Annotated in this window: 22 protein-coding genes; 7 read left to right on the top strand and 15 right to left on the bottom strand. The window is 55.8% G+C overall.

The window, feature by feature from the left end; genetic code table 11:
• Window positions 1-50: 50 nt before the first annotated feature.
• The 4 genes from ftsL to HDF14_RS10585 all read right to left on the bottom strand — a co-directional run bounded on the left by ftsL (window position 51) and on the right by HDF14_RS10585 (window position 3,449).
• Window positions 51-572, bottom strand: a complete 522-nt coding sequence (gene ftsL, locus HDF14_RS10600) for a cell division protein FtsL (protein WP_183976259.1) — start codon at window positions 570-572, stop codon at window positions 51-53.
• A 214-nt stretch (window positions 573-786) separates the two neighbouring features.
• A complete protein-coding gene (gene rsmH / locus HDF14_RS10595; protein ID WP_183976251.1) occupies window positions 787-1,680 on the bottom strand; it encodes a 16S rRNA (cytosine(1402)-N(4))-methyltransferase RsmH in 894 nt (297 codons plus the stop codon).
• A gap of 139 nt (window positions 1,681-1,819) precedes the next feature.
• The gene (locus tag HDF14_RS10590; protein WP_183976249.1) at window positions 1,820-2,281 is read right to left on the bottom strand and encodes a division/cell wall cluster transcriptional repressor MraZ; all 462 of its coding nucleotides are present in this window, start codon (window positions 2,279-2,281) and stop codon (window positions 1,820-1,822) included.
• A 670-nt stretch (window positions 2,282-2,951) separates the two neighbouring features.
• Window positions 2,952-3,449 carry a DUF2127 domain-containing protein gene (locus HDF14_RS10585; protein ID WP_260698170.1) on the bottom strand — a complete coding sequence of 166 codons (498 nt, stop codon included), beginning with the start codon at window positions 3,447-3,449 and terminating at the stop codon, window positions 2,952-2,954.
• A 293-nt stretch (window positions 3,450-3,742) separates the two neighbouring features.
• On the opposite strand from HDF14_RS10585, the gene HDF14_RS10580 reads away from it, so the two are divergent.
• The gene (locus HDF14_RS10580; RefSeq protein ID WP_183976245.1) at window positions 3,743-4,297 is read left to right on the top strand and encodes a fasciclin domain-containing protein; all 555 of its coding nucleotides are present in this window, start codon (window positions 3,743-3,745) and stop codon (window positions 4,295-4,297) included.
• 122 nt (window positions 4,298-4,419) lie between these two features.
• Window positions 4,420-4,944, top strand: a complete 525-nt coding sequence (locus HDF14_RS10575) for an SRPBCC family protein (protein ID WP_183976243.1) — start codon at window positions 4,420-4,422, stop codon at window positions 4,942-4,944.
• A 61-nt stretch (window positions 4,945-5,005) separates the two neighbouring features.
• On the opposite strand, the gene dxs is transcribed toward HDF14_RS10575, so the two are convergent.
• Window positions 5,006-6,898, bottom strand: a complete 1,893-nt coding sequence (dxs, locus tag HDF14_RS10570; RefSeq protein WP_183976593.1) for a 1-deoxy-D-xylulose-5-phosphate synthase — start codon at window positions 6,896-6,898, stop codon at window positions 5,006-5,008.
• Between the two features lie 345 nt (window positions 6,899-7,243).
• Between dxs and HDF14_RS10565 the strand changes: the two genes are divergently transcribed.
• The 3 genes from HDF14_RS10565 (at window position 7,244) to HDF14_RS10555 (ending at window position 12,040) form a co-directional block, all read left to right on the top strand.
• Window positions 7,244-8,050: an ABC transporter ATP-binding protein gene (locus HDF14_RS10565; RefSeq protein ID WP_183976591.1), complete on the top strand. Its 807-nt coding sequence runs from the start codon at window positions 7,244-7,246 to the stop codon at window positions 8,048-8,050.
• Complete coding sequence (locus HDF14_RS10560) at window positions 8,038-9,780, top strand: hypothetical protein (RefSeq protein WP_183976241.1); 1,743 nt, start codon at window positions 8,038-8,040, stop codon at window positions 9,778-9,780. Before HDF14_RS10565 ends, HDF14_RS10560 begins: the two co-directional genes overlap by 13 nt.
• A gap of 130 nt (window positions 9,781-9,910) precedes the next feature.
• Window positions 9,911-12,040 carry a prolyl oligopeptidase family serine peptidase gene (locus HDF14_RS10555; protein ID WP_183976239.1) on the top strand — a complete coding sequence of 710 codons (2,130 nt, stop codon included), beginning with the start codon at window positions 9,911-9,913 and terminating at the stop codon, window positions 12,038-12,040.
• 134 nt (window positions 12,041-12,174) lie between these two features.
• Here HDF14_RS10555 and pgeF read toward each other — a convergent pair whose 3' ends face one another.
• Window positions 12,175-13,107: a peptidoglycan editing factor PgeF gene (gene pgeF, locus HDF14_RS10550; RefSeq protein WP_260698169.1), complete on the bottom strand. Its 933-nt coding sequence runs from the start codon at window positions 13,105-13,107 to the stop codon at window positions 12,175-12,177.
• Between the two features lie 216 nt (window positions 13,108-13,323).
• Between pgeF and aroE the strand changes: the two genes are divergently transcribed.
• On the top strand, window positions 13,324-14,904 hold the full coding sequence (gene aroE, locus HDF14_RS10545) for a shikimate dehydrogenase (protein WP_313899539.1): 1,581 nt from the start codon (window positions 13,324-13,326) through the stop codon (window positions 14,902-14,904).
• A gap of 78 nt (window positions 14,905-14,982) precedes the next feature.
• Here the strand turns inward: aroE and HDF14_RS10540 are convergent, their stop codons facing one another.
• A complete protein-coding gene (locus HDF14_RS10540) occupies window positions 14,983-15,498 on the bottom strand; it encodes a hypothetical protein (protein WP_183976235.1) in 516 nt (171 codons plus the stop codon).
• A gap of 236 nt (window positions 15,499-15,734) precedes the next feature.
• Here HDF14_RS10540 and HDF14_RS10535 point away from each other — a divergent pair, with 236 nt between their 5' ends.
• Complete coding sequence (locus tag HDF14_RS10535; RefSeq protein ID WP_183976233.1) at window positions 15,735-16,025, top strand: hypothetical protein; 291 nt, start codon at window positions 15,735-15,737, stop codon at window positions 16,023-16,025.
• A 205-nt stretch (window positions 16,026-16,230) separates the two neighbouring features.
• On the opposite strand, the gene atpC is transcribed toward HDF14_RS10535, so the two are convergent.
• The 8 genes from atpC to hflX form a co-directional block, all read right to left on the bottom strand.
• Complete coding sequence (gene atpC, locus HDF14_RS10530; protein ID WP_183976231.1) at window positions 16,231-16,665, bottom strand: ATP synthase F1 subunit epsilon; 435 nt, start codon at window positions 16,663-16,665, stop codon at window positions 16,231-16,233.
• Between the two features lie 4 nt (window positions 16,666-16,669).
• Window positions 16,670-18,112: a F0F1 ATP synthase subunit beta gene (atpD, locus tag HDF14_RS10525; protein WP_183976229.1), complete on the bottom strand. Its 1,443-nt coding sequence runs from the start codon at window positions 18,110-18,112 to the stop codon at window positions 16,670-16,672.
• A 32-nt stretch (window positions 18,113-18,144) separates the two neighbouring features.
• A complete protein-coding gene (locus HDF14_RS10520) occupies window positions 18,145-19,236 on the bottom strand; it encodes a F0F1 ATP synthase subunit gamma (protein WP_183976227.1) in 1,092 nt (363 codons plus the stop codon).
• Between the two features lie 3 nt (window positions 19,237-19,239).
• Window positions 19,240-20,787, bottom strand: a complete 1,548-nt coding sequence (atpA, locus tag HDF14_RS10515; RefSeq protein ID WP_183976225.1) for a F0F1 ATP synthase subunit alpha — start codon at window positions 20,785-20,787, stop codon at window positions 19,240-19,242.
• A 62-nt stretch (window positions 20,788-20,849) separates the two neighbouring features.
• The gene (atpH, locus tag HDF14_RS10510; protein WP_183976223.1) at window positions 20,850-21,389 is read right to left on the bottom strand and encodes an ATP synthase F1 subunit delta; all 540 of its coding nucleotides are present in this window, start codon (window positions 21,387-21,389) and stop codon (window positions 20,850-20,852) included.
• The gene (locus HDF14_RS10505; protein WP_183976221.1) at window positions 21,389-22,111 is read right to left on the bottom strand and encodes an ATP synthase F0 subunit B; all 723 of its coding nucleotides are present in this window, start codon (window positions 22,109-22,111) and stop codon (window positions 21,389-21,391) included. Before HDF14_RS10505 ends, atpH begins: the two co-directional genes overlap by 1 nt.
• Window positions 22,108-22,575, bottom strand: a complete 468-nt coding sequence (locus tag HDF14_RS10500; RefSeq protein WP_183976220.1) for an ATP synthase F0 subunit B — start codon at window positions 22,573-22,575, stop codon at window positions 22,108-22,110. The genes HDF14_RS10505 and HDF14_RS10500 overlap by 4 nt, the downstream gene beginning before the upstream one ends.
• 367 nt (window positions 22,576-22,942) lie before the next feature.
• On the bottom strand, window positions 22,943-24,352 hold the full coding sequence (gene hflX / locus HDF14_RS10495; RefSeq protein WP_313899538.1) for a GTPase HflX: 1,410 nt from the start codon (window positions 24,350-24,352) through the stop codon (window positions 22,943-22,945).

Here is a 24,352-nt window from a genome sequence, read left to right as displayed (position 1 = left end):
GCCCTCTTCGTCAGACTTTCTCTGCAAAGTCGAACCACCCGCTAGTCCAATTATTGCGCAATCTGCATCGCAGCAGTATTCGCCTGCGCCAGCACCGGAGCGTTCGGATCTCCACCCTCTGGCCGCACCACCTGCCCCGGTTGAGGCTCGCCCAACCCAAGCTGCTTCGCAATCTTGTCGATCCGGCCCGGATCCGTCAACTGCGCCTCGGTCAAACGTAGCTGCCGATTCTCCTCGCGCAACTGCTCCACCTGCTGCTTCTGCGCCTCAACGTGATAGCCAATCTCAATCGCCGAAAAATGCTGCCAGACATAAACCATCACCAGCACGAACAACACACTCATCACCGCAGAGAACGTACGCATCTCGCGCCGGCGCTCTGGATCGTCAGCCTTCACAATGCGGCTATTGTCGATGTGCTTCGTAAAGAAGACCTCAGGCGTCGGACCACGCCGCGCACGCCGTTGGTTCTCAAACATCTCGCGATTCCGCGTCGTCAGCGACTCCGCACGGCTCTGCGCCCGCGAACCCAACATCTCTAACTGTTGTCCTGCCATCGCCGAAGCCGCCATCGTGTACCTCTCTCAAACCTCTCTCAAATCCATGGGCCCAAATCTTTGCCACTCTCCTCAACGTACGAACCGGGCCGGGATCGCTATTGGAGGAAGGGACTTTTTGTTGCAGAGTTGTCTTTCGCCTGAAAGAAGGTAGGACAACCCCGGCCCGATCACATGTTTTCTCTATATATAGACTGCACCATTTTCAGTGCAACAGAGAATCTCTTACCTAAATTTTTTCGGCCGCCCTCATCTTGGCACTGCGCGACCGCGGATTTCTCATCTGCTCTTGCTCTGCCGCTACCACCGGCTTCTTCGTCAAAACCTCAAATACCTTCGCGTCCTTTGCCGCCTTGAACGCATCCTTCACCAGCCGGTCCTCCAAAGAGTGGAAGCTGATCAGCACCAGTCTTCCTCCCGGCCTCAACAGAGACCCCGCGCTCTTCAGCAGCGATTGAATCTCTCCTAACTCGTTATTCACGCGAATCCGAAGTGCCTGAAAGGTTCTTGTAGCGGGATGAATCTTCTCGCCTTTCATTGGTGGGGCCTCGGCCGATACGATTCGAGCCAATTCCGCTGTAGTCGTAATCGGCCGGGCCCTAACAATGGCTCTGGCGATTCTCCGCGACCTCCTTTCCTCTCCGAATTCGTAAATCAGGTCGGCGAGTTCGTTTTCGTCTTCCTGATTTACCACTTGCTCGGCCGTCTCCCCGCTGCGCGTATCCATCCGCATATCTAACGGGCCATCGGTCCGAAAACTAAATCCTCTGTGCGCCTCGTCCAGCTGCAGGCTGCTCACGCCAAAGTCAGCAAGCAATCCATCCAGGCTCCCCGGCTCAATCAGGCTCGAAGCCTCCGAAAACGCCCTCGGCTCAAGCACCAGCTCCGGCATCTCGTCTCCAAGCTCAGCCCGTAAAACCTCAAGCCTTGCTTTAGCCTTTTCCATCGCCTCCGGGTCGCGGTCAAAGCCAATCAACTTGCCTTTGCCGCCCAATCTCTTCGCAATCTCTGAAGAGTGCCCCGCCAGACCCAGCGTCGCGTCAACCACCACGCCGCCCGGCCGCACATTCAAATACTCCAAAACTTCTTCTAAAAGAACCGGCACATGTTGCGGACTCTTCATAGTTCACCCGCCTTCTGTGCTGCCCCTGGGGGCCACCTTGCACCAACCTGAACTTCTTTTATCTTCCCCTCGTCATCCTGAGCGCAGCGAAGGATCCCTGTATTTCGCTCTTGCTCCCTCTACTGCTATGCAACTACCGCTAAGCAACTGCCTTCGTCTTGTCTGCGAATGCCATCAGATCCGCATCCGTCAGCTCAACAGCTCCACTGGCCTTCTTCATCTCAGCATCGAACAGCTCTGCATTCACAACTTCCAACAACGTCTGCGATCCCAGAACATTGACCTCGCCCGTCACCTTCGCCAGCTCCCGCAGCTTCTGCGGAATCAGCACCCGGCCCTGTGCGTCCATCTCAGCCATCTGGCCGTAAAAATTCGTTACGTCCTGAAACTTCTTCCGAACCGGATCCATCGGGGACATCTTCGACAGCGACGCCTCGATCTGCTCCCACTCCTTCAGCGGATAAACCTGCGCCCGCTTCCCATCCATGCTCGTTATGTAGAACTGGGGTCCGTACAGCTCATCCACACGACGCTTGAACTCGGCAGGGAGTTTTAATCTCCCTTTCTCGTCAACGCGTGTTGGGTGATTTCCCCGAAACATAACGACCTCGATACCTTGTCCAACTCAAATTCCGTTCAAAATCACTTCACGTCGTAGAATTTTGTATGTCAGGAACCTAGTTTGATCCACCAGACTCCAAAATCTTCTACTTCGTTCCACCAGCATCGCCGAGCGCCTCCCCCCTGTAAAGAGTTAATTTGTGCAACTTCTGTGCATTTCCCATATCGGGATGTGGATAACTCAGTCTCTTGGGCAATCTAAAGAGTCAACTACTACCGGTAGTGTTTATCTTCCCGGTTCATGACTTCTGAGTCACTTGCAAGCCCTGAATCCATCTGGTAAGCGAAATAAAAGCGAAAACGATCAGCAGCTCTCCAAATCCTGATAAGAGAACAAGAAGACCCTCGTCCAGACAGAACCAGGACATCGGGATCCATCGCCCGTCTAAAATCTGTCAAGCCCCAAAACTGAGTATCTCATTTATCAACAAAGAGATACGCGTGGCGTATTAGTTATGTTCCAGCTTCTATACTTATAAGTAAAGAGAAAAGATCTTGCGCCGCTGACAAGTGGAGGCAAATGCCCGAGCTAACCCTTTTGTTTGGAGGAATTTGGAAGTAAGGTCTTTAGAATGACGAATTTGGAGGTGCACCCAGCCGATAAGTCACTGAAAATAAATAACTTGGGCGCGGTGTATATGGAGGGGGTGCTAACGCTTCCCCAATAGGTTCTTCCGGCGCAACAGCCAAATCAGATAAGCCAACACCGCTAGATTGATGATCAGCAGGCTCAGACGAAACCAGTCGGGCCTTCGAACCAGCTCATACAGCTCCCAGGGGAGAAAAGACACCGTCAAAATCAGCGTCAAGTACTCAGCCCAGACCTTTTCGAGAAGCAGCCCAATACCCTCGGTCAGAGCCAGTGCAGAGTAACCGAACGTCCCCACACTGATCTGCCTCAACCGATGAGCATCGATAAGATCCGCCTTATGGAGCAACAGCGCAACCAGCCGACTCTCAGGGTCAAACCTCAACCGCAACGCCAGCCGCGTCACCTCATCGCCGACATCCTTATGCAGTAGATGAACCGCGCCGGCACCGATACAGAAGAAGAAGATCGCCTTCGCCAGCTTGAAGAGACCGATCAGCATCAAGCCACGATCATGCGCATGGGCGGGGTGGTCCCCCACCTCCTCTGTCTGCGTCAACCGGTGACTCGTCCTGCTGGCCACTTTTAACATAGGCTCCGACCTTCAGTTGACGAGGACTCGAGGTAATTGTCAACGCCACCTTCGTAGGATGCACAACTTCACATCATCAACATCTTCTCGCGATCGATTACGCATACACAACCGACCTCGCAACACTGCCACTCTGGCTCGGTTTTCACGAGCATGATGGGAATAGAACCAATCCAGTCCACGCAAGTGGACGTAGATGCTTATGAACGCCCCTGCAGGGAACGAGCTTCTAGAACCTAAGAAACGCAAAGGAAAACGAAATGAAGAAGTCTCTGCTCGCAACCCTCGCAGTAGCCACTCTTGCCATCACCTCACTCAGCGCCCACGCCCAGAAGGATCCCGATGTAGGCGGCGCTGCAATGTACCCCACCAAGACCATCGTCGAGAACGCAGTGGACTCGCCGATTCACAAGACCCTCGTCGCTGCGGTCAAAGCCGGCGGTCTGGTCGACACCCTCAACAGCCCCGGCCCCTTCACCGTCTTCGCACCCACCGACGACGCCTTTGCCAAACTACCGGCCGGCACCGTCGACACACTCGTCAAACCAGAAAACAAGGACACATTGGACAAGATCCTCACCTACCACGTCGTGGCAGGCAAGATCAGCTCCAAAGAGCTCGCAAAGATGATTCAAAAGGGCGGTGGCAAAGCCACCCTTAAGACTGTTCAGGGCGAAGACCTCACCGCGACAATGTCAGGCGGCAACATCATCCTGACCGACGCTAAAGGCGGCATGGCCACCATCACTACCGCAGATGTCTTCCAGTCGAACGGTGTCATCCACGTCATCGACACCGTCCTCATGCCCAACTAAGTGTTTCCTCCGGCAATCCTTCAAGGCGCCTCATCGCGAGGCGCCCATTTTCTTATCACACAAAAAACATCGTTCCTTTTTGCATCTGCACCACTCGCTCAACACGTTATAACCAACTCAACATGCGCCACACATTTCAATCCGAACAGTGGCTTCCCTACCCCATTGAACTCGTCTTCGCCTTCTTCGCAAATCCTGAAAATCTCCCTCGCCTCATGCCCGCGTGGCAGAAAACCCGCATCGAAAAGATCTCCCTCGCACCGCCGCCTATCGCTTCGCCCACCCCCAGCAGCCTCACAGCCGGCGCAGGCACGAAACTCACAATCAGCTTCCGACCCTTTCCCTACGCACCCCTACGAGTCTCCTGGAACGCCGAAATCTCCGAGTTTGTCTGGAACGACCACTTCTGCGACCAACAACTCAGCGGCCCCTTCGCATACTGGCACCACTGCCATTACATCGAGCCACAAACGCGAACAGAAAATTCCAACCCATCGATCGCAGGCACTCTACTTCACGACAAAGTGGAATATGAGCCGCCGCTCGGAACGTTAGGCAACATCGCAAACAGCATCATCAACTGGCAACTTCAAAAGACCTTCGCATATCGCCACACCCGCACTCTGGAACTGCTAACGATCTCTTGAAAACGCTCCCGAAACGAGAGAAGGCCGCGTCACGCGGCCTTCTCTTTGAACTTCAAACCCGCTAGGAATGCTTGGCCAGCACCTGATCCATCATCTTGTTCAAATAAGGCCTCGATCTCTCAAGCGCAGCCTCAGCCGTCAGGCCATACTTCTCCCGCAACGACTCCACCTTGCCATGCTCGATGAAGGCGTCCGGCCACCCGACCCTCACCACCGGCACCTGCAACTCAAGTTCATTGAGAGTCTCCATCACAGCCGAGCCAAACCCTCCCGCGAGCACGTGATCCTCTAACGTAATTACCAACCCACATCGTCTACCGAACTCGGCGACGCACTCGCGATCTACGGGCTTCGCAAACCGAGGGTTAATGACCGCCGCGGAAAAACCCTCGCGTTTCAACATCTCTGCTAGCCGTTCCGCCTCAGGTAGCATCGCACCAAGACCGAAGATCGCAATATCCGCGCCATCGCGGATCACTTCCGCCTTGCCGATCTCGATTGCCGTAGGGCTCTCCTTCACAGGAGTACCCGGACCGGTACCACGCGGGTAGCGAATTGCGCTTGGCCCATCATGTAGCATCGCCGTGTACATCATGTCCGACAGTTCATCTTCATCCTTAGGAACCATGTGGATGAGATTCGGAACGCTGCGCAGATAGCTAATATCAAAGAGCCCATGGTGAGTCGGTCCATCATCGCCGCTCAACCCGCCGCGGTCCATGCAGAACACCACTGGCAAATTCTGCAGACAGACATCATGCACAATCTGATCAAAGGCCCGCTGTAAAAAGGTCGAGTAGATTGCGCAAAAGGGTTTGTAGCCCTTCGTCGCCATCCCAGCCGCAAAAATCACCGCATGTTCCTCAGCGATCCCCACGTCAAAGTATCGCTTGGGATGATGCGGCCGGAAGAGATCGAGCGCCGTCCCATTCGGCATCGCAGCGGTAATTGCTACTACCTTATCGTTCGCGGCCGCCAGCTTGGTCAACGACTCGGCAAATATCTCCGAGTAGGTCTTCTGTCCCGCAGCCTTTGTCTCTCCCGTCTGTGCGTCATACGGCCCAAGACCGTGAAACTTCTTCTGCTTCTCAATCGCCGGTTGAAAGCCCCTGCCCTTCTGAGTAATCGCGTGCAGCACAACTGGCCTGTTCTGTTGCTTTAGATACTTGAATGTCTCGATCAGCAATGGAAGATTATGTCCATCGAGCGGCCCGAAGTAGCTCAGTCCAAACTCCTCAAACAGCATGCCTGGCCCGATCAATCCCTTCGCGGCCTCTTCTGCCTTACGCACCACATGCCGTGCCGTCTTGCCGCCAAACCGCTCCAACAGATCCGCTGCCTTATCATGCAGGCTCGAAACCGTCGGATTCGTCACAATCTTGTGGAAGTACTCAGCAATCGCTCCAACGTTCTTATCGATCGACCATGCGTTATCGTTCAACACAACAATCAATCGCTTGGTCTGAGCCGCAATATTGTTCAGCGCCTCAAAGGAGATCCCATTTGTAAACGCTGCGTCCCCAGCCAAGGCGACGATGTGTTCTTTTCCGCCCGCCATGTCGCGGCCAACAGCCATCCCAAGCGCCGCACTAAGCGCTGTTCCGGCGTGCCCTGCGCCGTAGCTGTCATGCTCACTCTCGGTGCGCAGCATAAATCCATTCAACCCGCCCGGTTGCCGAATCGTATGAAATAACTTTTCTCGCCCAGTTAGCAACTTGTGCACATAAGCCTGGTGGCTCACATCAAAGACAAAGCTATCCGTCGGCGTATCGAAGACATAATGCATCGCCAGGGTTAATTCGACGACACCGAGGTTCGGGCCAATATGTCCGCCTGTCTTGGCAACCCCGACAATCAATCGCGCCCGAATCTCCTCTGCCAGCTCAGTCAGCTCCGCAATTGACAGCTTCTTCACATCAGCGGGAGAGTTAATCGTCTCAAGAATGTTGCTCATCAAAACCTGTTCTGCAGTCTCGCTCACCGAGCATCGCGTCCTGCCCAAAACACAGTCACATCCTCAGCTCGGCTAAATGAGGTGACCCTTAAGTATAACAACCCCTGCATCCTCCATTCGTTGCACCTTTCACCTCAAGTTTTAGACGGTATCTCCCATCAGTCGCCATCCTCTGGATGGCTTTTAGGTTTTACGATATGCAAAAAAGTGAGAAAGTCCTTCCGCCTCAAATCGTTGGCTGTCGCTCCTCGAACCGTTTGCGTGCCCTAACGGTCCATCCCCTTCCCCTGTCAGAACCCCTGGAATATGCCTACTCCCCCAACCTCTGCGGTATGCTTCCCACACATGGTTCCCGCCCTCTCCACTACAGGCCTCACCCGTCGTTTCGGCGACTTCATTGCTGTTCAGGACGTTAACCTCACGGTCGCTCCCGGCCAGTTTTTCGGTTTCCTCGGCCCAAACGGAGCAGGCAAATCCACTACCATCAAGATGCTCACTGGCCTGCTCGCGCCGACCTCTGGCTCCATCCAGATCCTCGGCCTCGACGCCATCGCGAACCCAATCGAGGTCAAGCGCCAGATCGGCGTCGTCCCTGAAGGCCTAGCTCTCTTCGGCCGTCTTACAGCAGCTGAATACCTCCGCTTCGTAGGCCGCATGTACGGTCTCGACCAGGCCACCACCGGCACCCGCACTACCGAGCTCCTCGAGTTCATGGGCCTCGCCGGCGAAACGAAAAAGCTCATCACCGACTTTTCTCACGGAATGCAGAAAAAGCTAGCCCTCGCCGCTGCCGTCATCCACGGCCCTCGCATCCTCTTCCTCGACGAGCCCTTTGAAGGCGTAGACGCCATCGCCTCCGGCACTCTCAAAGCAATGCTCCAGGGCATGATCACCCGCGGCGCCACCATCTTCCTCACCTCACACGTCCTCGAGATCGTCGAGCGTCTCTGCACCCACATCGCCATCATCGACCGCGGCCATCTCATCGCCAACGGCTCCCTCGAAGAGCTCCGTGCAGGCGTTCAGGCGCGGAACCCTGAAGACAACGGAAGCATTAAGCAAACCCTTACCCTCGAGCAAATCTTTCTCAGCGTCGTCGGCAGCGATCCCACCGCGGTCCATCCCGAACAGGAGCTCTCATGGCTGGGCTGATTCAAAATCCGCAGCCACCACCGCAGCTCCTGACAGACCCACACACCAACCCCTGGACCGCTGCACAAAGCCGCGCGCAATTTCTCGCCTTGGCTCAACTCCGCTGGTGCATCTTCCGCAACGCCTTCCGTCGTAAAGGTGGGGTCGGGGAAATCATCGCTCGCGTCATCTTCTTTCCCGTCCTTGGCATCATCGCCGTGGGTCCTATAGTCGGTGCAGGTTTCGCCAGCTATTACCTCATATCAGCCGACAAACTAACGCTCCTTCCTGCTCTCACCTGGGCAATCTTCGCGCTTTGGCAACTTGTGGTCCTCAACATCTCTCCGCCCGCCTTGAGTTTCGACATCAACACCATCATCCGCTTCCCCATCAGCTTCCCCCGCTACCTCACCGCACGCCTCTTATTCGGTCTGCTCTCTGCCTCAAATGTCATCGGCACCCTGGCTCTTGTCGCTGCAGATATCGGAATTGCAATCGCCCGACCATCTCTTATTCCCTGGGCCACGCTCCTGCTCGCCATCTATGCCTTATCGAACATCTTCTTCACCCGAATGGTCCTCTCCTGGGTCGATCGTTGGCTCTCCACCCGTCGCGCCCGCGAGATTCTGACCGCATTCATCCTCTTCGCCTCCCTCGGCTTTCAGTACATCAATCTCAACTACAATCCTGCCTTTCAAAACAGCCGCCACCACGCCAATCGTCTTCCATTCCTACTCAAGATCTTCCACCACGTTGAACCCCTCGCCGCATTGCTGCCTCCCGGACTAACAGCGACGTCAATCGCCAACTTCGCTCAAGGACGCTTCCTCCACGCCTCCGCGGCGCTCGTCGGCCTCGTCGCTTTCAGCAGCCTCTTCCTGGCCATCTACGCTTTACGCATGCATCGCGAGTTCCGCGGAGAAAATCTAAGCGAAGTCACCAAGCAACCTCAAACAGTCCGCCTCCCAAACACTCCCGCAGCGGTCCCGCATCCCTCGACCTCTCCCCTCGCAAGCGCGAGCAATTTCGGTCTTAGCCCTGCCATCTCCGCTTGCCTGCAAAAGGAGTTTCTCTACCTCCGCCGCAACACCAACCAGCTCTACGGATTCATCGCTCCTATCTTCATGGTCTTCCTCTTCGCCAACCGGATCGGTACCAGCGGCCGCTTCGGAAGCTTCGTCTTTCCTGCCGCGGTCGCGTACTCTGTCCTCGGGGTCTCCATCCTCTCGTACAACTGCCTCGGCATGGACGGCCCAGGAATCCAGTTCTACTTCCTCTCTCCCACTCGTCTTCGAGACGTTTTCCTCGCAAAGAACATCATCGGTTTTCTCTTGAGCTTCATCGAACTCATTCTGATCTTTGCCGTCATCAGCCTCACCGCTAGCCCACCATCGCTTCTCATCTCCTTCGGTACGTTCTGCTGGCTTCTGTTCGCGATCTTCACCAATGGTGCAGTCGGCAATCTCCGTTCTCTCGCCGCTCCCAAAAAAATTGATCTCTCAAAGATCAACCGCAAGCAGACCTCTCAGCTCAGCGCCCTCATCGCCGTTGGCGTCGTAGCAACCTGCTGCGGCATCGGTTATGGTGGAGTCCTGCTGGCGAACGCCTTCAACCTCCCATGGCTCATGGTTCCCTTCTTCCTCGTGCTGGCCGTCGCCGCGTTGCTCTTCTACCTGCAAGTCCTCAACCGCATCGATACCATCGCCCTCAACCATCGCGAAGAGCTTGCAGAGGAACTCTGCAAGACCTAGACTCTGCTTTGCCGTCATCCCACAACTACAAACGGATCCTGCGCTACACTGAGCACCTCTGCAAACGCCCGAGCTTTAGCGGAAGTAACGGGACCAATCAAATCGAGCAATTCACGAAGGGAAAGACAAGATGCAGCTTCGGAGCCGCAAGACCGCAATCCTTACCGCATTCGCAATCGCAACAACCTTTGGTTCCGTTCACACCTATGCGCAGAACACCAACGAGCAGCCTGATAAATACCAGTGGCTCGAAGATGTCTCTGGCGAAAAAGCCATGGCCTGGGTCAACGAAGAAAATGCCCGTTCAGCGAAGGTCCTTCAGGGCGACCCACACTTCGCCGCATTGGCCGAGACCGCGCTTAAGATACTCGAATCTCCAACCCGGCTTCCGACTCCCGATTTCCATGTCGGTGAGATCTACAACACCTGGCAAGATGCCGAGCATGTCCGCGGCATCCTTCGTAAGACCTCTCTCGACAGCTACCTGACTTCGCAACCTGATTGGCACACAGTCATCGACTACGACGCTCTCGCTGCCAAAGACAACCAGAAATGGGTCCAGAAGGGGCTCACCTGCCTCTATCCCGGCAACGGACTCTGTCTCGTCTCTCTCTCCGACGGAGGCGAAGACGCCGACACACTCCGTGAGTTCGACCTCAAAACCGGAGATTTTGTAAAGAATGGATTTGTCTTGCCAAAATCAAAGCAAGATGTGACATGGGTTGATAAAGACACTCTTCTGGTTGCCCGCAACTGGGGCGATGGAACAATGACCCAGTCCGGCTATCCCTTCGTCGTCAAATTTTGGAAGCGCGGCCAATCCCTCGATCAAGCCAAGGAAGTCTATCGGGGCACGCCGACCGACGTGCAGGTCGCCCCATTTACTATCAACGATGGACAAGGTCACTCCGCAGTCGTCATCGATCGCGGAGTAAATTTCTTTGAGCGTGAAATCTCGTTCTACACCTCAGGTGGAACAAAAAAAATCTCTGTTCCCGGAAAGTGCCAGCTTCACGGTATGCTCGACGGCCAGCTTCTCGTCGAGCTCAACGAAGACTGGAAGCCTAACGGCCTTTCCACGACATTCCCTCAAGGCTCATTGATAGCGCTTGACCTCGAGGCCGTCAAAAAAGATCCCGTCCACCTCAAGCCCACCGTCGTCTTCACACCCACATCCCAGGAGTTCTTTCAGGACTCTGCAACGACCAAAAACCACCTGCTTATCACCACGCTCGACCACGTTCAAGGTCGCGCCTACGTCTACACCCGCGACGCAAACAACACCTGGCCCCGTAAGAAGCTCGACATCCCCGACAATCTCAGTGTCGAGATCGCCTCTGCCAACACCTCCGACGACAAGTTCTTCGTCCAGACCACGGGCTTCCTCACGCCTTCCTCGCTCCTTCTGGGTGACGCGGCTTCAACTACTCTCAAGTTCGCAAAGACTCTCCCCGCCCAGTTCGACACCTCCAACCTCATCGTCGAACAGCTCGAGGCGACTTCCAAAGACGGAACCAAAGTCCCATACTTCCTCGTTCGCCACAAGGACATCAAGTACGACGGCTCGAATCCCACTGTTATGAACGCATACGGCGGATTTCAAGTCTCCATGACGCCTCTCTACAATCCCATCCTTGGCAAACTATGGCTTGAGCGAGGCGGTACCTTCGTCCTCGCTAACATAAGGGGCGGCGGCGAGTTTGGTCCGGCCTGGCATGAGGCCGGTCTCAAAACCCATCGCGAGCGCATCTACGAGGACTTCACGGCAGTCGGTCAGGATCTTTTCACCCGCAAGATCACCTCGCCCCGTCGCCTCGGTATCGTCGGTGGCTCCAACGGCGGCCTCCTCATGGGCGTCGAATTCACTCAGCACCCCGAGATGTGGAATGCAGTTGTGATCCAAGTACCCCTACTCGATATGCTCCGCTACGAACAGATTGCTGCTGGCGCCTCCTGGGTCGGAGAATATGGCACTGTCACCATCTCAGAGGAGCGAAAGTTCCTCGCCTACATTTCCCCTTACAACCAGCTCAACCCCAACACAAACTACCCCGAACCTCTCATCTTCACTACAACCAAGGATGACCGAGTAGGACCGGTCCACGCACGCAAATTCGCCGCTCGCCTCGAAGAGTTTCACAAGCCCTTCTTCTACGACGAGATCATCGAAGGCGGCCACGCCCCCGGAGCCAATCTCAAAGAACAGGCCAACACCCGCGCCGAACAGTACACCTACTTCACGCGAAAATTGATGGATTAAGCATTCGTAAAGTAGTAGACCAAGGCGGCTGCGTCTTTGAAAATATCAACGCAACTGAGCTCGAAGACAAATGAGGAGTCAGGATCGCTCAACATGGGTGGTCCTGACTCTTTTTCATCAGATCCAGCGCAAAGCTATCCAGCCACACCCACAACGCTCAGCATTCTCCCCGCAACGCCCCTCTCTCCACGATGCGAAAAGTATTTCTGTTCCCCTCGCGCATCGACCTCGCAAGCCGTACACTCCCCCACCACGGTAATTTGCTCTTCTCCCACTCCGGCATTCAACAGTTGTCTTCGATTCGCTTCCCACAGATCCAAATAAATTTTGGCGTCATTCTCGTCGACACCAACTCGAAAAAGATCTGCCGCATACCCAAACCGCTCGTGGAACTCGTTATGCACTTCCTTGCCCACCGAGTAGCAGCAAGAACCAATGCTCGGTCCTACCGCCGCCTCCAGATCCTCCACCCGCGACCCATACTCGTCCACCATCATCGCCACCCCCCGCTCCACGATCTGTGCCACCGTTCCCCGCCATCCCGCATGAAACGCCCCGACCGCTCTATTCTTCCCATCCACCATCAGCACGGGAACGCAATCGGCCGTCCCCACCCCTAACAGCACCCCCGGAACATTGGTAATGAGCCCATCTCCATCGAGAACCGCCTTCCCTTCTTCCGTCTCAAGCCTGCCCTCCCGTGCCCCATCCCCACCCCGAACGACTCTTACGATGTCCGAGTGAATCTGCCGCACTCCCACCAGCACCGAACCACGTTTATCCCCCAAATCACCATCAACAAACCGCACAAATTGCCGTCGATTTTCCACCACCGACGCCCTGTCATCCTCTTTGGTCCATCCCAGATTCAGCGATTTTCCCCCATAAACCGTCGAGACCCCTCCACTCCGGGTGCTGAAACCATGCCGCAACCACCCAAACCTCTCCCACGCCCCATTTCGCATAGTTTTGATCTCTTCACTCACGCTAACTCCTTTACTTTGATAAACATCTTTCACATTTCGCCGCAAAATGTTCGCTAATAGCTGGTTTACGACTTCGCGCATGAGTATGAGTTTCCACTCCTCCCCCAACTACTCACGAGTAACATTCTTCGAGATATAGCGTCTACTTCTAGTGTCTTCGACCCGCCTCGCGCATCCAAAGAGACGAAACCGAGTAACGTTGCAAGGACAGGAACTAAACTCCTAATATTTCAACGAAAATTTGCATCCTTCCCCGTGGGTCTGTAATATACCGCGATTGTAGACATGAGAGTGAATGTGCCCAGCGTAACCCCCCAATTTCTTCGTTCCCGTATCGGTAAAGTCTGCGTCGCCATCATTGGCGCCACACCTGCCGAGATGCTTGAAAAAGCTACCGCTGTCGTCAAAGAGACGCCCTTTCTCGAGTTCCGCCTCGACTACCTGGAGAAGCCTCTCCTGGCCCTGCCGAAACTGAAACATTTCCTCAGCGACAACACCGCGGTCACTGCCATCGCCACCTGTCGTCGCTCGGCAAACGGCGGCAAATTCTCAGGCAATCTCGCCGCCGAGATGGAGATTCTCTCCAAGGCGGGAACCTCTGGTTTCCACATCGTCGATCTTGAGCTCGAATCGGCTGAGAGCCTGAAGAAAGGCGAACTTCAGAAGCTTCGGGACACAGGCGTTGCCCTCATCATCAGCCATCACGACTTTGCAGCCACCAAAGATCTTGACGGCATCTTCAAGCGAATTGAACCCTTTCAGCCCGACTTCATCAAGATCGTGCCCACGGCCAAGAGCCTCACAGACAATGTCACCCTCATGCGCTTCATCGAACGCATGGATGATCACTCCAACATCGTTGGCATCTGTATGGGAGATGCAGGCATCATCTCCCGCGTTCTCGGACTCCGCGCCGGCAGCGCATTCACTTTCGCCGCAGCAACCGCTGGCGAGGAGACCGGCCCCGGCCAGATCGCGGCCCGCACACTGATCGAAACCTATCGCATCGATCAAGTCGACGCAGCCACGAAGGTCTACGGGGTCGCCGGAAACCCGATTCGCAGCTCGCTCTCGCCCATCATGATGAACACGGCCTTCCGCCGCGAGACCGTCAACGCTGTCTATCTCGCGCTTCAGGCAAACAAACTCGCCGACCTGCTCAAACTCGTACACGAGATTCCCATTCAGGGCCTCAGCGTAACCATGCCGCTCAAGCAGGAGATCATGGCGCACCTCGAGAAGACCGATCCTCTCTCGGCCAAAATCGGTGCTTGCAACACGGTCCTCCGTCAGGATGGCAAGCTCTACGGCTTCAACACAGACGTCGCCGGGATCACCGGCCCCATTGAGAAGCGAATGTCCCTCCGCGGAGCAAAGGCTCTCGTTATCGGTGCCGGCGGAGCCGCTCGTGCCGCCGTCTTCGGTATGCGCGATAAGGGAGCCGAGGTCTTCATCCTCAATCGCACCGCCGAGACCGCGCAGAAACTAGCCAAGCAGTCCGGTTCAAAGACGATCAAGAAAGATGCCCTATCCAAAACCACCTTCGACGTAATCGTCAATGCGACTCCGGTGGGTATGGCCGGCATCAAAAGCACACCGACCCTCGAAGCCGCAGACCTCAACACCAAGCTGGTCTTCGACCTCGTCTACAACCCGCTCGAAACCCCTCTACTCCGTCTCGCGCGGCAGCAGAGCATCCCCATCATCACCGGCATAGAGATGTTCGTTCAACAGGGAGCTCGTCAGTTCGAGATCTTCACCGGCAAACCTGCCCCTGAAGAGGAGATGCTGCGCGTCGTCATCCATGCTCTACGCCAACAAGCCGAGTCAGTCGCAGAGACGCCAGCGCCGGCTGCGAAGACGAAGAAAGCTTCCTAACCACTCGCCTCCCGCACGAGTCCGAACCCGAGCCCGGAGCAATCCGGGTTCAGTGTTTTAACTTTAGGACCTCGCGAATCACGCGTCATAGCATCCATTCAGCACAGAAAAGGGCACTCGCAGGCTCAGACGATTGATCGCAGCCTGAACCAACTCCCTCACTTTGGACGGCGTGACGTCCAGAAACTTTGCCACTTCGACCTCCGAGGATCGCAAAACGAGTTTTAGCATAAATGCCAAACGCGGCAGGTCAGGCAACTCGCCAAGGGTGCTCGGCAAATACACAGCACCTGCTTCACTTCCTTTGCGTCCCAACCCAAGTCCGGCGATCGCCTGCGTAATAAGTGTCTCCCGCGCCTGGTTATATGCGAGCAACGGCATCGAGACATCGAACGGAATTGCGTCCAGCTGCACCATCGTTCGCTGAATCGCCTCTTCGACCAAGCGGTGATCCGCGACGAGGTACCACGCCAGGGTCGCGAACTCGTCTAAATGTTCGAGAAATAGCAAATACCAAGCGACATTCTTTCCAGAGGTGGTAGGAGCTCCTGTCTTTCGTGAAAAACCGTTCGGTGTTGTAAATGAAGTTGACATGATCACCTCTTGCCCTCCGTGAGGACGCTCTTTGCAAACGACGTGCCGAACCGCATCAAGCCGCGCGCCTCTCCGCTGGTACTCGCCCGATCACCATCGCGTTGGACGGCGAAGCCGGTTCGCTGAGGCGTTCGAGCATCTCGTTGGTCGTATCTTGCACACGAGTGTTTGGTCGGTGCAGCTTGCGGGTTCCCTTAGCAACAAGCCTGCACAATAGATATCGGTTGGACTCGTAAATGAGCGCATCGAAAATCAGCTCGGAACGCATCGGCAACTCCTTTGATAGCTGGCAATCAGTTACTTTTTTCGATCGCCCCAGGCTCATCATTAAGTGGGCGCTACTGCTTCTCTCGACAACGCCTGAGCTGAATACGCGGCGTTCTGGCTTCATAACTGGACCGGATCCGGAAAGTCCGATTTCTTCATCAAAAGCTGAAGAAATCCTGGAATTGGGTCAGGATGCACTCACCTGCATCTCACTTGGAAATGTGATTCATCTCGGCCAGAATAAGCTTCTCGTTTCCTGACTTTTTGCGGTAAACAAACAACATTTTGACAAATTACATAAATTTGACCGACACCATCGGCCTGCCATTGCGAAACTAGTTCTTTGAATGAGGAGCAAAAGACTACGTAGGAGCGTTGAGAGAGGGAGCAAGATCATCGAAGGCCTTCAGATGCGAAAAAGCCGCCCTTACGGACGGCTTTCCACTTCCTGAGTACCAAAACAGACTACTTGCTCTTGCCCTCAGCAGAGGCGATCTTCTCTTCAGCCTCCCGCGTAACGGCGTTGGCTTCGTCATATTTGTTGCCATCATCGCCGGCCTCACGCCAGAGTTTCTCTCCTTCTTGAAGATCCTTCTGAGCCTCAGAGACGTCGATCTCGTTCGGATGCAGCGCGGTCTCCGCCAGGATCGTCACCCGGTCCGGCAGCACTTCCACAAAACCCCAGGCCACGAAAAACTTCTGATCGCCCGAGCTGCCACCATGGAGCCGCACTTCACCAGCGCCAAGCTCTGCAAGCAGCGGCGCAGCACCATACAACGCCTCCAGATACCCTGACATCGACGGCAGTTCTACCGCCTCCGCCGTCGCATCCAGCAGGACACGGTCTGGCGTCAGCAGCCGAACCGTTAATAACCCCGAATTGCTCGTCGTCTCTGCCATTGAGTTATGCCGTCTGCTTCATCTTCTCTGCGGCTGCAATCACGTCTTCGATGCCGCCCTTCAGATAGAAGGCCTGTTCCGGAATATCGTCGTGTTTGCCTTCGATAATCTCTTTGAAGCTACGAACCGTATCCGGAACCTTCACATAAGCGCCTGGGATACCAGTGAAGATCTCAGCCACATGAAACGGCTGTGACAGGAAGCGCTGCACCTTACGAGCACGCGCCACGGTGATCTTGTCCTCTTCCGAGAGCTCATCAATACCCAGAATCGCGATGATGTCCTGCAGGTCTTTGTACCGCTGCAAGATCTTCTTCACGCCCTGCGCCACATCGTAGTGCTCCTGCCCAACAACGCGGGGAGAGAGAATACGCGAGGTTGAAGCAAGCGGATCGACAGCGGGATAGATACCTAGTTCGGACAACGGACGCGAAAGCACGGTCGTCGCATCCAGGTGAGCAAAGGTCGTCGCCGGAGCCGGATCGGTCAGGTCGTCAGCCGGCACGTAAACAGCCTGCACCGATGTGATCGAACCTCTCTTCGTCGAGGTAATCCGCTCCTGCAACTCACCCATCTCGGTCGCAAGGTTCGGTTGATACCCCACAGCCGAAGGCATACGGCCAAGCAGTGTCGAAACCTCGGAACCAGCTTGCGTAAACCGAAAGATATTATCGACAAACAGCAACGTATCCGCACCTTCCTCATCACGGAAGTGCTCCGCCACCGTAAGGCCGGTCAGCGCAACACGAAGACGCGCCCCTGGCGGCTCCGTCATCTGTCCATAAACCAACGTCGCTTTGCTCTTCGGTAGATCCTTTAAGTCAATAACGCCGGACTCCTGAAACTCCATCCACAGGTCGTTGCCTTCACGAGTTCGTTCACCAACGCCCGCAAATACCGAGAACCCTCCATGCTGACTGGCAACGTTGTTGATCAGCTCCTGGATGATGACGGTCTTGCCCACTCCCGCGCCACCAAATAGACCGATCTTGCCGCCCTTAAGGAACGGTTGGATGAGGTCGATAACCTTGATCCCGGTCTCGAACATCTCTTCGCTGGTCGATTGCTCATCAAACGCCGGCGCCTGCCGGTGAATCGGCATGTGTACCTTAGCGTTGACCGGACCAAGCTCGTCCACTGGCTCGCCGAGCACATTGAGCACGCGACCCAGAGTCTCGCGACCCACTGGCACCATAATGCCCGACCCAGTATCGATCGCTTTCATTCCGCGAACCATACCTTCGGTGGCGACCATCGCGATGCAACGCACACGGCCTTCGCCAAGATGCTGCTGAACCTCGAGAACGACATCGAGCGGTGCAGGCACATTGAAGCCTTCGCTGACGACGCGGATCGCCTGAAAGATAGGGGGCATGTGCGATTCTTCGAATTGAACGTCAACGGCCGGTCCGCTGATCGAAATTACTCTTCCAATATTCTCTGCCATAGGTCTCTTTTCGTTATTGCAGCCGTCTGTCACTACAGAGCAGCCGCACCACTCACAATTTCAATAATTTCCTTCGTAATTGCTGCCTGCCGAACGCGGTTCATGGTGAGGCTCAGGCTGTCAATCAGGTCCCCTGCGTTCTTCGTCGCAGCATCGGTTGCCGTCATACGCGCCGCGTGCTCCGCGGCAGTGGACTCCAGCAGAGCGTGAAAGATCTGCGTGGTTACATAGCGCGGCATCAGATGCCGGAAGAGAGTCTCAGGCGACTGGTCGAAGATGTAGTCGACATTGGCGGTACCAAACTTCTTGGCCTCCTCCTCCATCTCGCTCGCCTCTGGAACATGAATGCTGATGCCCTCAGACTGCGCCGCTCGGACAGCCGCATCCCGTTCTTCCTGAGTCGGCTCAACCGAAGACTCAACATTCTGCGCACCGAGCTCAGCGATCGGCAGCAGCTTTTCCACGACAATTCGCTGCACAAGTACCGACTTGAACTCGTTGTAGACGAGATAGACCGCGTCGATCTCCGACCTTTCATAGCGTTCAATGATCGAATACGCTAACTCCGAAACGGCCTTGACATCGGTCTTTGCCAAGAGATCAGGATGTTCTGCGGCAACCTCAATCTGCCCCGCGCGATGACGAATCTTCTCATAGTGAGTAGCGAGATCGTTGTCGTAGTGCTCTTCCGTCTTCTCGTAGTTCGCCGCAGGAAACTTTCTCTTGTAAAAAGCAATCGCCTTCTTACCAATCGGCTCGAGATCGACGTTCTGTCCCCTCGCCACGCGCCTATCGACGAACTTCTGCGCCGCCTTGCCAACATTCGAGTTGAAGCCGCCCGCAAATCCCTTATCGCCGGCTATCACAATGACGAGGACATTCTTTTCTTCGCGTTCAATCAGTAGGGGATGAAGAATCTTTCCAGTGTGCGGGTTGTAAATATCGGTGCGGCGCACCAGGGACTCCAGCACATTGATCAGCATCTGCGCGTAGGGCCGCGCCTGCATCGCATGCTCCTGCGCCCGTCGCAGCTTCGCCGCCGAAACCATCTTCATGGCCTTGGTGATCTGCCGCGTGTTTTTCACACTTCGGATGCGGCGCCGTAAATCGAGTACGTTTGCCATGGTTTACTTGGCCGCAGCCGTCTCTTTCTTATCCTTGCGATCCGCAAGGAAGTTTCCTTTGTACTCTTTGATCGCCGCCGTCAAACGAGCCTTCAGGTCGTCATCGAGGGCCTTCTTTGTGGCGATATCGGTCAGAATAGAAGCCTGGGCCGACTCGAGGTAAGGATAGAAGCCATCCTCAAACGCCCGCAGATCGCTCACTTCAACATCATCCAGAAGTCCGTTCACGCCAGCAAAGAGAATCGCAACCTGTTTCTCCGCGCTGAGCGGCTGGAACTGAGGCTGCTTGAGCAACTCCGTCAGGCGCTGTCCACGGCTGAGCTGTTGCTGCGTCACCTTATCCAGGTCCGAGCCAAACTGTGAGAATGCAGCCAACTCGCGATACTGCGCCAGATCAAGCTTCAGGGTCGCGCCTACCTGCTTCGTCGCCTTGATTGCAGCCGAGAAGCCGACACGCGACACAGAGAGACCAACGTTGACAGCAGGCCGCACGCCCGAGTTGAACAAGTCCGTCTCAAGGAAGATCTGTCCATCAGTGATCGAGATAACGTTCGTCGGAATATAAGCCGAAACGTCGCCAGCCTGAGTCTCGATGATCGGCAAAGCAGTCAGCGAACCGCCGCCCAGCTTATCCGAAACCTTTGACGAGCGCTCCAGAAGACGCGAGTGGAGATAGAACACGTCACCGGGGTACGCTTCACGCCCAGGCGGACGACGAAGCAGTAGCGAAATCTCGCGGTAGCTGGCAGCGTGCTTCGAAAGATCGTCGTAGATCACCAGCGCATGTTTGCCGCTGTCACGGAAGTACTCCCCCATCGCGGTAGCGGCAAAGGGAGCAAGATACTGCATCGGAGCCGGCTCCGATGCGGTCGCAGCAACGACGATGGTATAAGCCATTGCGCCATGCTCTTCGAGCGTCTGCACCACCTGCGCAACTGAAGAACGCTTCTGACCAACCGCGCAATAGATGCAGATCAGGTTGTTCTTTGCAGAGTTGATGATCGTGTCAAGCGCGATCGCAGTCTTGCCGGTTTGCCGGTCGCCGATCAACAGTTCACGCTGGCCGCGACCAATCGGAATCATGGTGTCGATCGCCTTGATACCAGTGGCCATCGGCTCTCGCACCGACTGGCGATCGATAACACCCGGAGCAAGACGCTCAACCGGCAGATACTTGTCCGTATTGATAGGCCCCTTGTCATCGATCGGCTGACCCAACGCATTCACGACACGGCCGATCAGAGCCTCGCCTACCGGCACGGACATGATCTTGCCGGTTCGCTTCACCTGATCGCCTTCGCTGATCTCCGTGTAATCACCCAACAGCACCGCGCCAACCTGATCTTCATCAAGGTTCATCGCGAGACCTGCAACGCCATGCGGAAACTCAATCAACTCGCCGGCCATCACTTTATCCAGGCCATGCACACGCGCAATTCCGTCGCCCAGTGAGATGACCGTTCCGACCTCATCCACCTGGATGCGCTGTTCGAAGTTCTCAATCTGCTGGCGAAGCAGTTCTGTTATCTCATCCGCCTTGATCTGTGCCATGTCTTCCTTCTACTTGATTCGTGTCAAATCTTGAAAAACTAGCGCCATCACCGGTTAGGGTTCTATGCGTTCACAAGCTTCTGTTTCAACTGCTGCAACTGTGCGCGGATTGAACCGTCATACACCGTGGAACCAAGGCGGACGACAGCCCCGCCGAGCAGCGTCGCATCCTCATAATAAGTAGTCCGAACACGCCCTCCGGCAAGCTTCACAACCTGAGCCTCGAGTTCGGCACGATCTTGTTCATTCAGCGGGCGAGCACTCGTAATCTCCGCCTCTGCCACGTGGGCCTGCTCATCTGCGACAAGGTGGTATTCACTCAAAATCTCGTTCAACTCATCAAGACGCTGGTGATGCATAATCACCGCAATAAAATTCCTGACCTGCGGAAACATCCCGATGCGCGCTGCAATTGCGTCAAGCACCTTCAGCTTCTGCTCGTTCGCGATCGAAGGATTCATCAAAACTTCGCGTAGATCATGGCTGCCAGCCAGCGTCCCGCTGAAGTCAGCGAGCTGCTGTTCTGCCGCGGCGGCATCCAGGTTGGCGGAAGTCGCAACTGAGGCAAACGCGTGAGCGTACCGCAAAGAAAGAACCGACATCAGTTTTGTCCTTTCTTCGAGTCATCGCCTGTCAGCCGTTGTGCAAAGCTCTGCACCAACAGTCGGTCGGTCTCTGCGGTCACCACCAGCTTGCGTGCTGCCTGCTCGATGGCAAGTTCAGCTGCGTACTGCTGAATTTGACGCTGCGCCAACGCCGTCGCGGCAGCAATCTCCTGCTCCGCCGTTGCCAGAATCTTCTGCTTTTCCTCTTCTACGCTGGCAGTAATGCGCTGCTGGTCAAGAGCGGAATCCTTCTCTGCCTGGGCTCGCATTGCCGCAATCTGACCGTCCAGCTTGCTCAACCGATCTTCTACGCTTCGCAATCTGGCATTGGCATCTTCGGTCGCCGTACGAGCATCCACCAATTGCTTCTGGATCGCCGTGCTTCGATTACGGAAGGTCTTGGGTAGGGTCTTCAACAGGAACCAGCCCACGAGCGCCGCCAGAACTACAAAGTTCGCAACCGTAAACCAAGTAGCCGCCTGCTCTGCGCTCAATCCAACCTTCGCACCTAACCCGCGAACTGCATCTGAATGAAGATACTTATCATTCTCATCTTCTTCTTGCTTGCCCTGCTCCGACGTCTGCCCCTGAGAGTCGTCGTGCCGTCCAGCTGCCTTCGTCGCCCCCGCATCCTGCGCCTTCAGATGGCACACTGGCAGAAACAAAGAACCCGCTAAAATCGTGGCTGGCAATAGCCTCTTCACAAAAGAAATCGTCACTGCGCAACCTCCGTCGCCCGTACATCGACTGGAAGCAACGCACTGACGATCCGCGAGCTCAGCTCCTCGCTCACTCCAGCGATTTGGAGTCGCGCCTCGTGCGCACTCTGCTCAATCTCCTGCTTGGCTCCGCTAACGCGATCATGCATATGCTGACGCGCCTGGGCTAGCGCCGCCTCTCGTTCCGCGTTCCATTGCTTCAGCCTTTTATCCCGCATCTGGAATATCTCGGCCTTGGCGCTGCGCAACTTTTCTTCGTAAGCCGCAGTCTCGGCCTCGGCCACAGCAATCGCCCGTCGCGCCTGCTCGATGGCGCCTGTGGTACGCGCACGCCGCTCAGCCAGCACACGATCCAATGGTCGTCGAACCAGCAATCCATAAGCTGCCACTAGCAAAATAAACAGAACAATAGTCGGCACAGAGCCGAGCACAAGTTCACCGAGTTGATTCAGTATCTGATCCATGAATGGGGTCGGCCGGGGCCGCTTGGAAGTCCTGTAGTGACGGTCTCACACCGCTACCGTGTTCCAGAAAATACTGGCGCAGGCGCTGCATGCTAGTTCGAGGTACACCTAGTTTTAGCAAAGCGATTACAACAGTGTCAACCAAGTATCTGATGAATATCGCCCACACTGAACGATATTCGCGCATTCACCTTCGCCCAGCCCCAGTGCAAATAATTTCATCTTCCCTTTGACTTCCTGAAGCAAAGGACTAGACTTAGAGTTACCACCTGGACCCTAAGATCTGGGTCACATAGGTCGCGTGATTGGGGACACCACCTCCGCTCCCCGTCAGGCGGCCTATGCTAGTTAAGAGCCTTTTCTGGCCTCAACGAACCTGTTCACGAAATCTCCTGAACCGGTTCAGCAACGAAGCCGGCCCTCGTGCCGTAACAAACGCCAGATTTCCCTCAAAGCGCTTCCCCTCGACGACAGCTCCAGCTTCCAACGCAGCCAACACCGCCCCCTCCGACTGAGGCAGGCGAAACTGCATCTCAATCAGCGGATCCACCACCAGCGCCGCATCGATAGCTGCCATTAAATGATCGAGCCCAAGCTTCTTTAGGCCAGACACAGCCACACTTCCCGGAGCTCCCATGGGCATAGCTTCGTGGTCCCCGACCAGGTCGATCTTGTTCAGCACCTCGATAACGGGTTTCTTCGAAACATCCAATTCGGCGAGCACTTTCTCAACCTGCGTCTTCTGTTCTTCCACCATCGGGCTTGAGGCGTCGCGAATATGCAGCAGCAGTTCCGCTCGCTCCACCTCCTCCAGCGTCGCCCGAAAGCTGGTCACCAGCGTATGCGGCAGGTTACGAATAAATCCCACCGTATCCGAGAGCAAAATCTTCCTTCGCGAAGGGAGTGTCAACTGCCTCAGTTTGGGATCGAGCGTTGCAAACATCCGCGACGACTCCAGCACCCCCGCCTCGGTCAACGCATTGAAGAGCGTGCTCTTGCCCGCGTTGGTATAGCCCACCAACGCAACCACCGGCACCGGCACCGCCTCTCTTCGCTGCCTCTGCTGTCGGCGAATTCGCCGCACCGACTCCAGCTGTTCTTTCACGTGATCGATCCGCAGATTGATCTTCCGTCGATCCGTCTCCAGCTGCGTCTCACCAGGTCCGCGCGTACCGATACCGCCGCCCAACTGCGACATCGCCTTTCCGCGCCCGGCCAGCCGTGGCAACTGATACTCCAGCTGCGCCAACTCCACCTGCAGCTGGCCCTCCCGCGTCCGGGCATGCCTTGCAAAGATATCCAGAATCAATTGTGTTCGATCGATTACCCGGCACGGCAACTTCGCCTCCAGGTTCCGCAGCTGCGACGGCGAAAGATCATGGTCGAACAGCACCAGATCTGCCCCGGTCGAGGCAATCACTCCCTCGATCTCCTCCAGCTTTCCGTGCCCTACCAGGGTCGCCGGATCGGGCCGCGGCCGCCGCTGAATCAGAGTGGCCGCGACTTCGGCACCCGCGCTCCTTGCAAGCTCTTCAAACTCCGCCAGCGAAGCATCGAAGTCGAGGTCAGCTGCCTTAGGTACAGAAGAAAAATCACCACCGTCCAAGTCAGTCTGAGCCGACACGGCCGCTGCAGTCTTTGCCAGCCGCGCCGCCGCTGTCAGCTTTCGCCGTTCACCGGTGAACTCCACAGCCACCAACACTGCACGTTCAGCCTGCGACAGCCTGCCCCGCGTCTGGCGTGCCGCCTCATGCGCAGCGACCAGGCTGCGCTTCAC

The sequence above is a fragment of the Tunturiibacter gelidiferens genome (assembly GCF_014201335.1).
GTDB classification, from domain to species: Bacteria; Acidobacteriota; Terriglobia; order Terriglobales; family Acidobacteriaceae; genus Edaphobacter; species Edaphobacter lichenicola_E.
Note: the sequence above shows the minus strand (reverse complement) of the source record. Positions and strands in the feature narration are given on the sequence as shown.

Coding starts and splice junctions, on each gene's coding strand:
- atpD (WP_183976229.1), bottom strand. CDS start 18,112: ATGGCAGAGAATATTGGAAGAGTAATTTCGATCAGCGGACCGGCCGTT.
- pgeF (WP_260698169.1), bottom strand. CDS start 13,107: ATGCGCGAAGTCGTAAACCAGCTATTAGCGAACATTTTGCGGCGAAAT.
- HDF14_RS10555 (WP_183976239.1), top strand. CDS start 9,911: ATGCAGCTTCGGAGCCGCAAGACCGCAATCCTTACCGCATTCGCAATC.
- HDF14_RS10540 (WP_183976235.1), bottom strand. CDS start 15,498: ATGTCAACTTCATTTACAACACCGAACGGTTTTTCACGAAAGACAGGA.
- ftsL (WP_183976259.1), bottom strand. CDS start 572: ATGGCGGCTTCGGCGATGGCAGGACAACAGTTAGAGATGTTGGGTTCG.
- rsmH (WP_183976251.1), bottom strand. CDS start 1,680: ATGAAGAGTCCGCAACATGTGCCGGTTCTTTTAGAAGAAGTTTTGGAG.
- HDF14_RS10575 (WP_183976243.1), top strand. CDS start 4,420: ATGCGCCACACATTTCAATCCGAACAGTGGCTTCCCTACCCCATTGAA.
- atpC (WP_183976231.1), bottom strand. CDS start 16,665: ATGGCAGAGACGACGAGCAATTCGGGGTTATTAACGGTTCGGCTGCTG.
- HDF14_RS10560 (WP_183976241.1), top strand. CDS start 8,038: ATGGCTGGGCTGATTCAAAATCCGCAGCCACCACCGCAGCTCCTGACA.
- HDF14_RS10580 (WP_183976245.1), top strand. CDS start 3,743: ATGAAGAAGTCTCTGCTCGCAACCCTCGCAGTAGCCACTCTTGCCATC.
- HDF14_RS10590 (WP_183976249.1), bottom strand. CDS start 2,281: ATGTTTCGGGGAAATCACCCAACACGCGTTGACGAGAAAGGGAGATTA.
- atpH (WP_183976223.1), bottom strand. CDS start 21,389: ATGTCGGTTCTTTCTTTGCGGTACGCTCACGCGTTTGCCTCAGTTGCG.
- HDF14_RS10520 (WP_183976227.1), bottom strand. CDS start 19,236: ATGGCAAACGTACTCGATTTACGGCGCCGCATCCGAAGTGTGAAAAAC.
- dxs (WP_183976593.1), bottom strand. CDS start 6,898: ATGAGCAACATTCTTGAGACGATTAACTCTCCCGCTGATGTGAAGAAG.
- HDF14_RS10500 (WP_183976220.1), bottom strand. CDS start 22,575: ATGGATCAGATACTGAATCAACTCGGTGAACTTGTGCTCGGCTCTGTG.
- HDF14_RS10535 (WP_183976233.1), top strand. CDS start 15,735: ATGAGCGCATCGAAAATCAGCTCGGAACGCATCGGCAACTCCTTTGAT.
- HDF14_RS10565 (WP_183976591.1), top strand. CDS start 7,244: ATGGTTCCCGCCCTCTCCACTACAGGCCTCACCCGTCGTTTCGGCGAC.
- atpA (WP_183976225.1), bottom strand. CDS start 20,787: ATGGCACAGATCAAGGCGGATGAGATAACAGAACTGCTTCGCCAGCAG.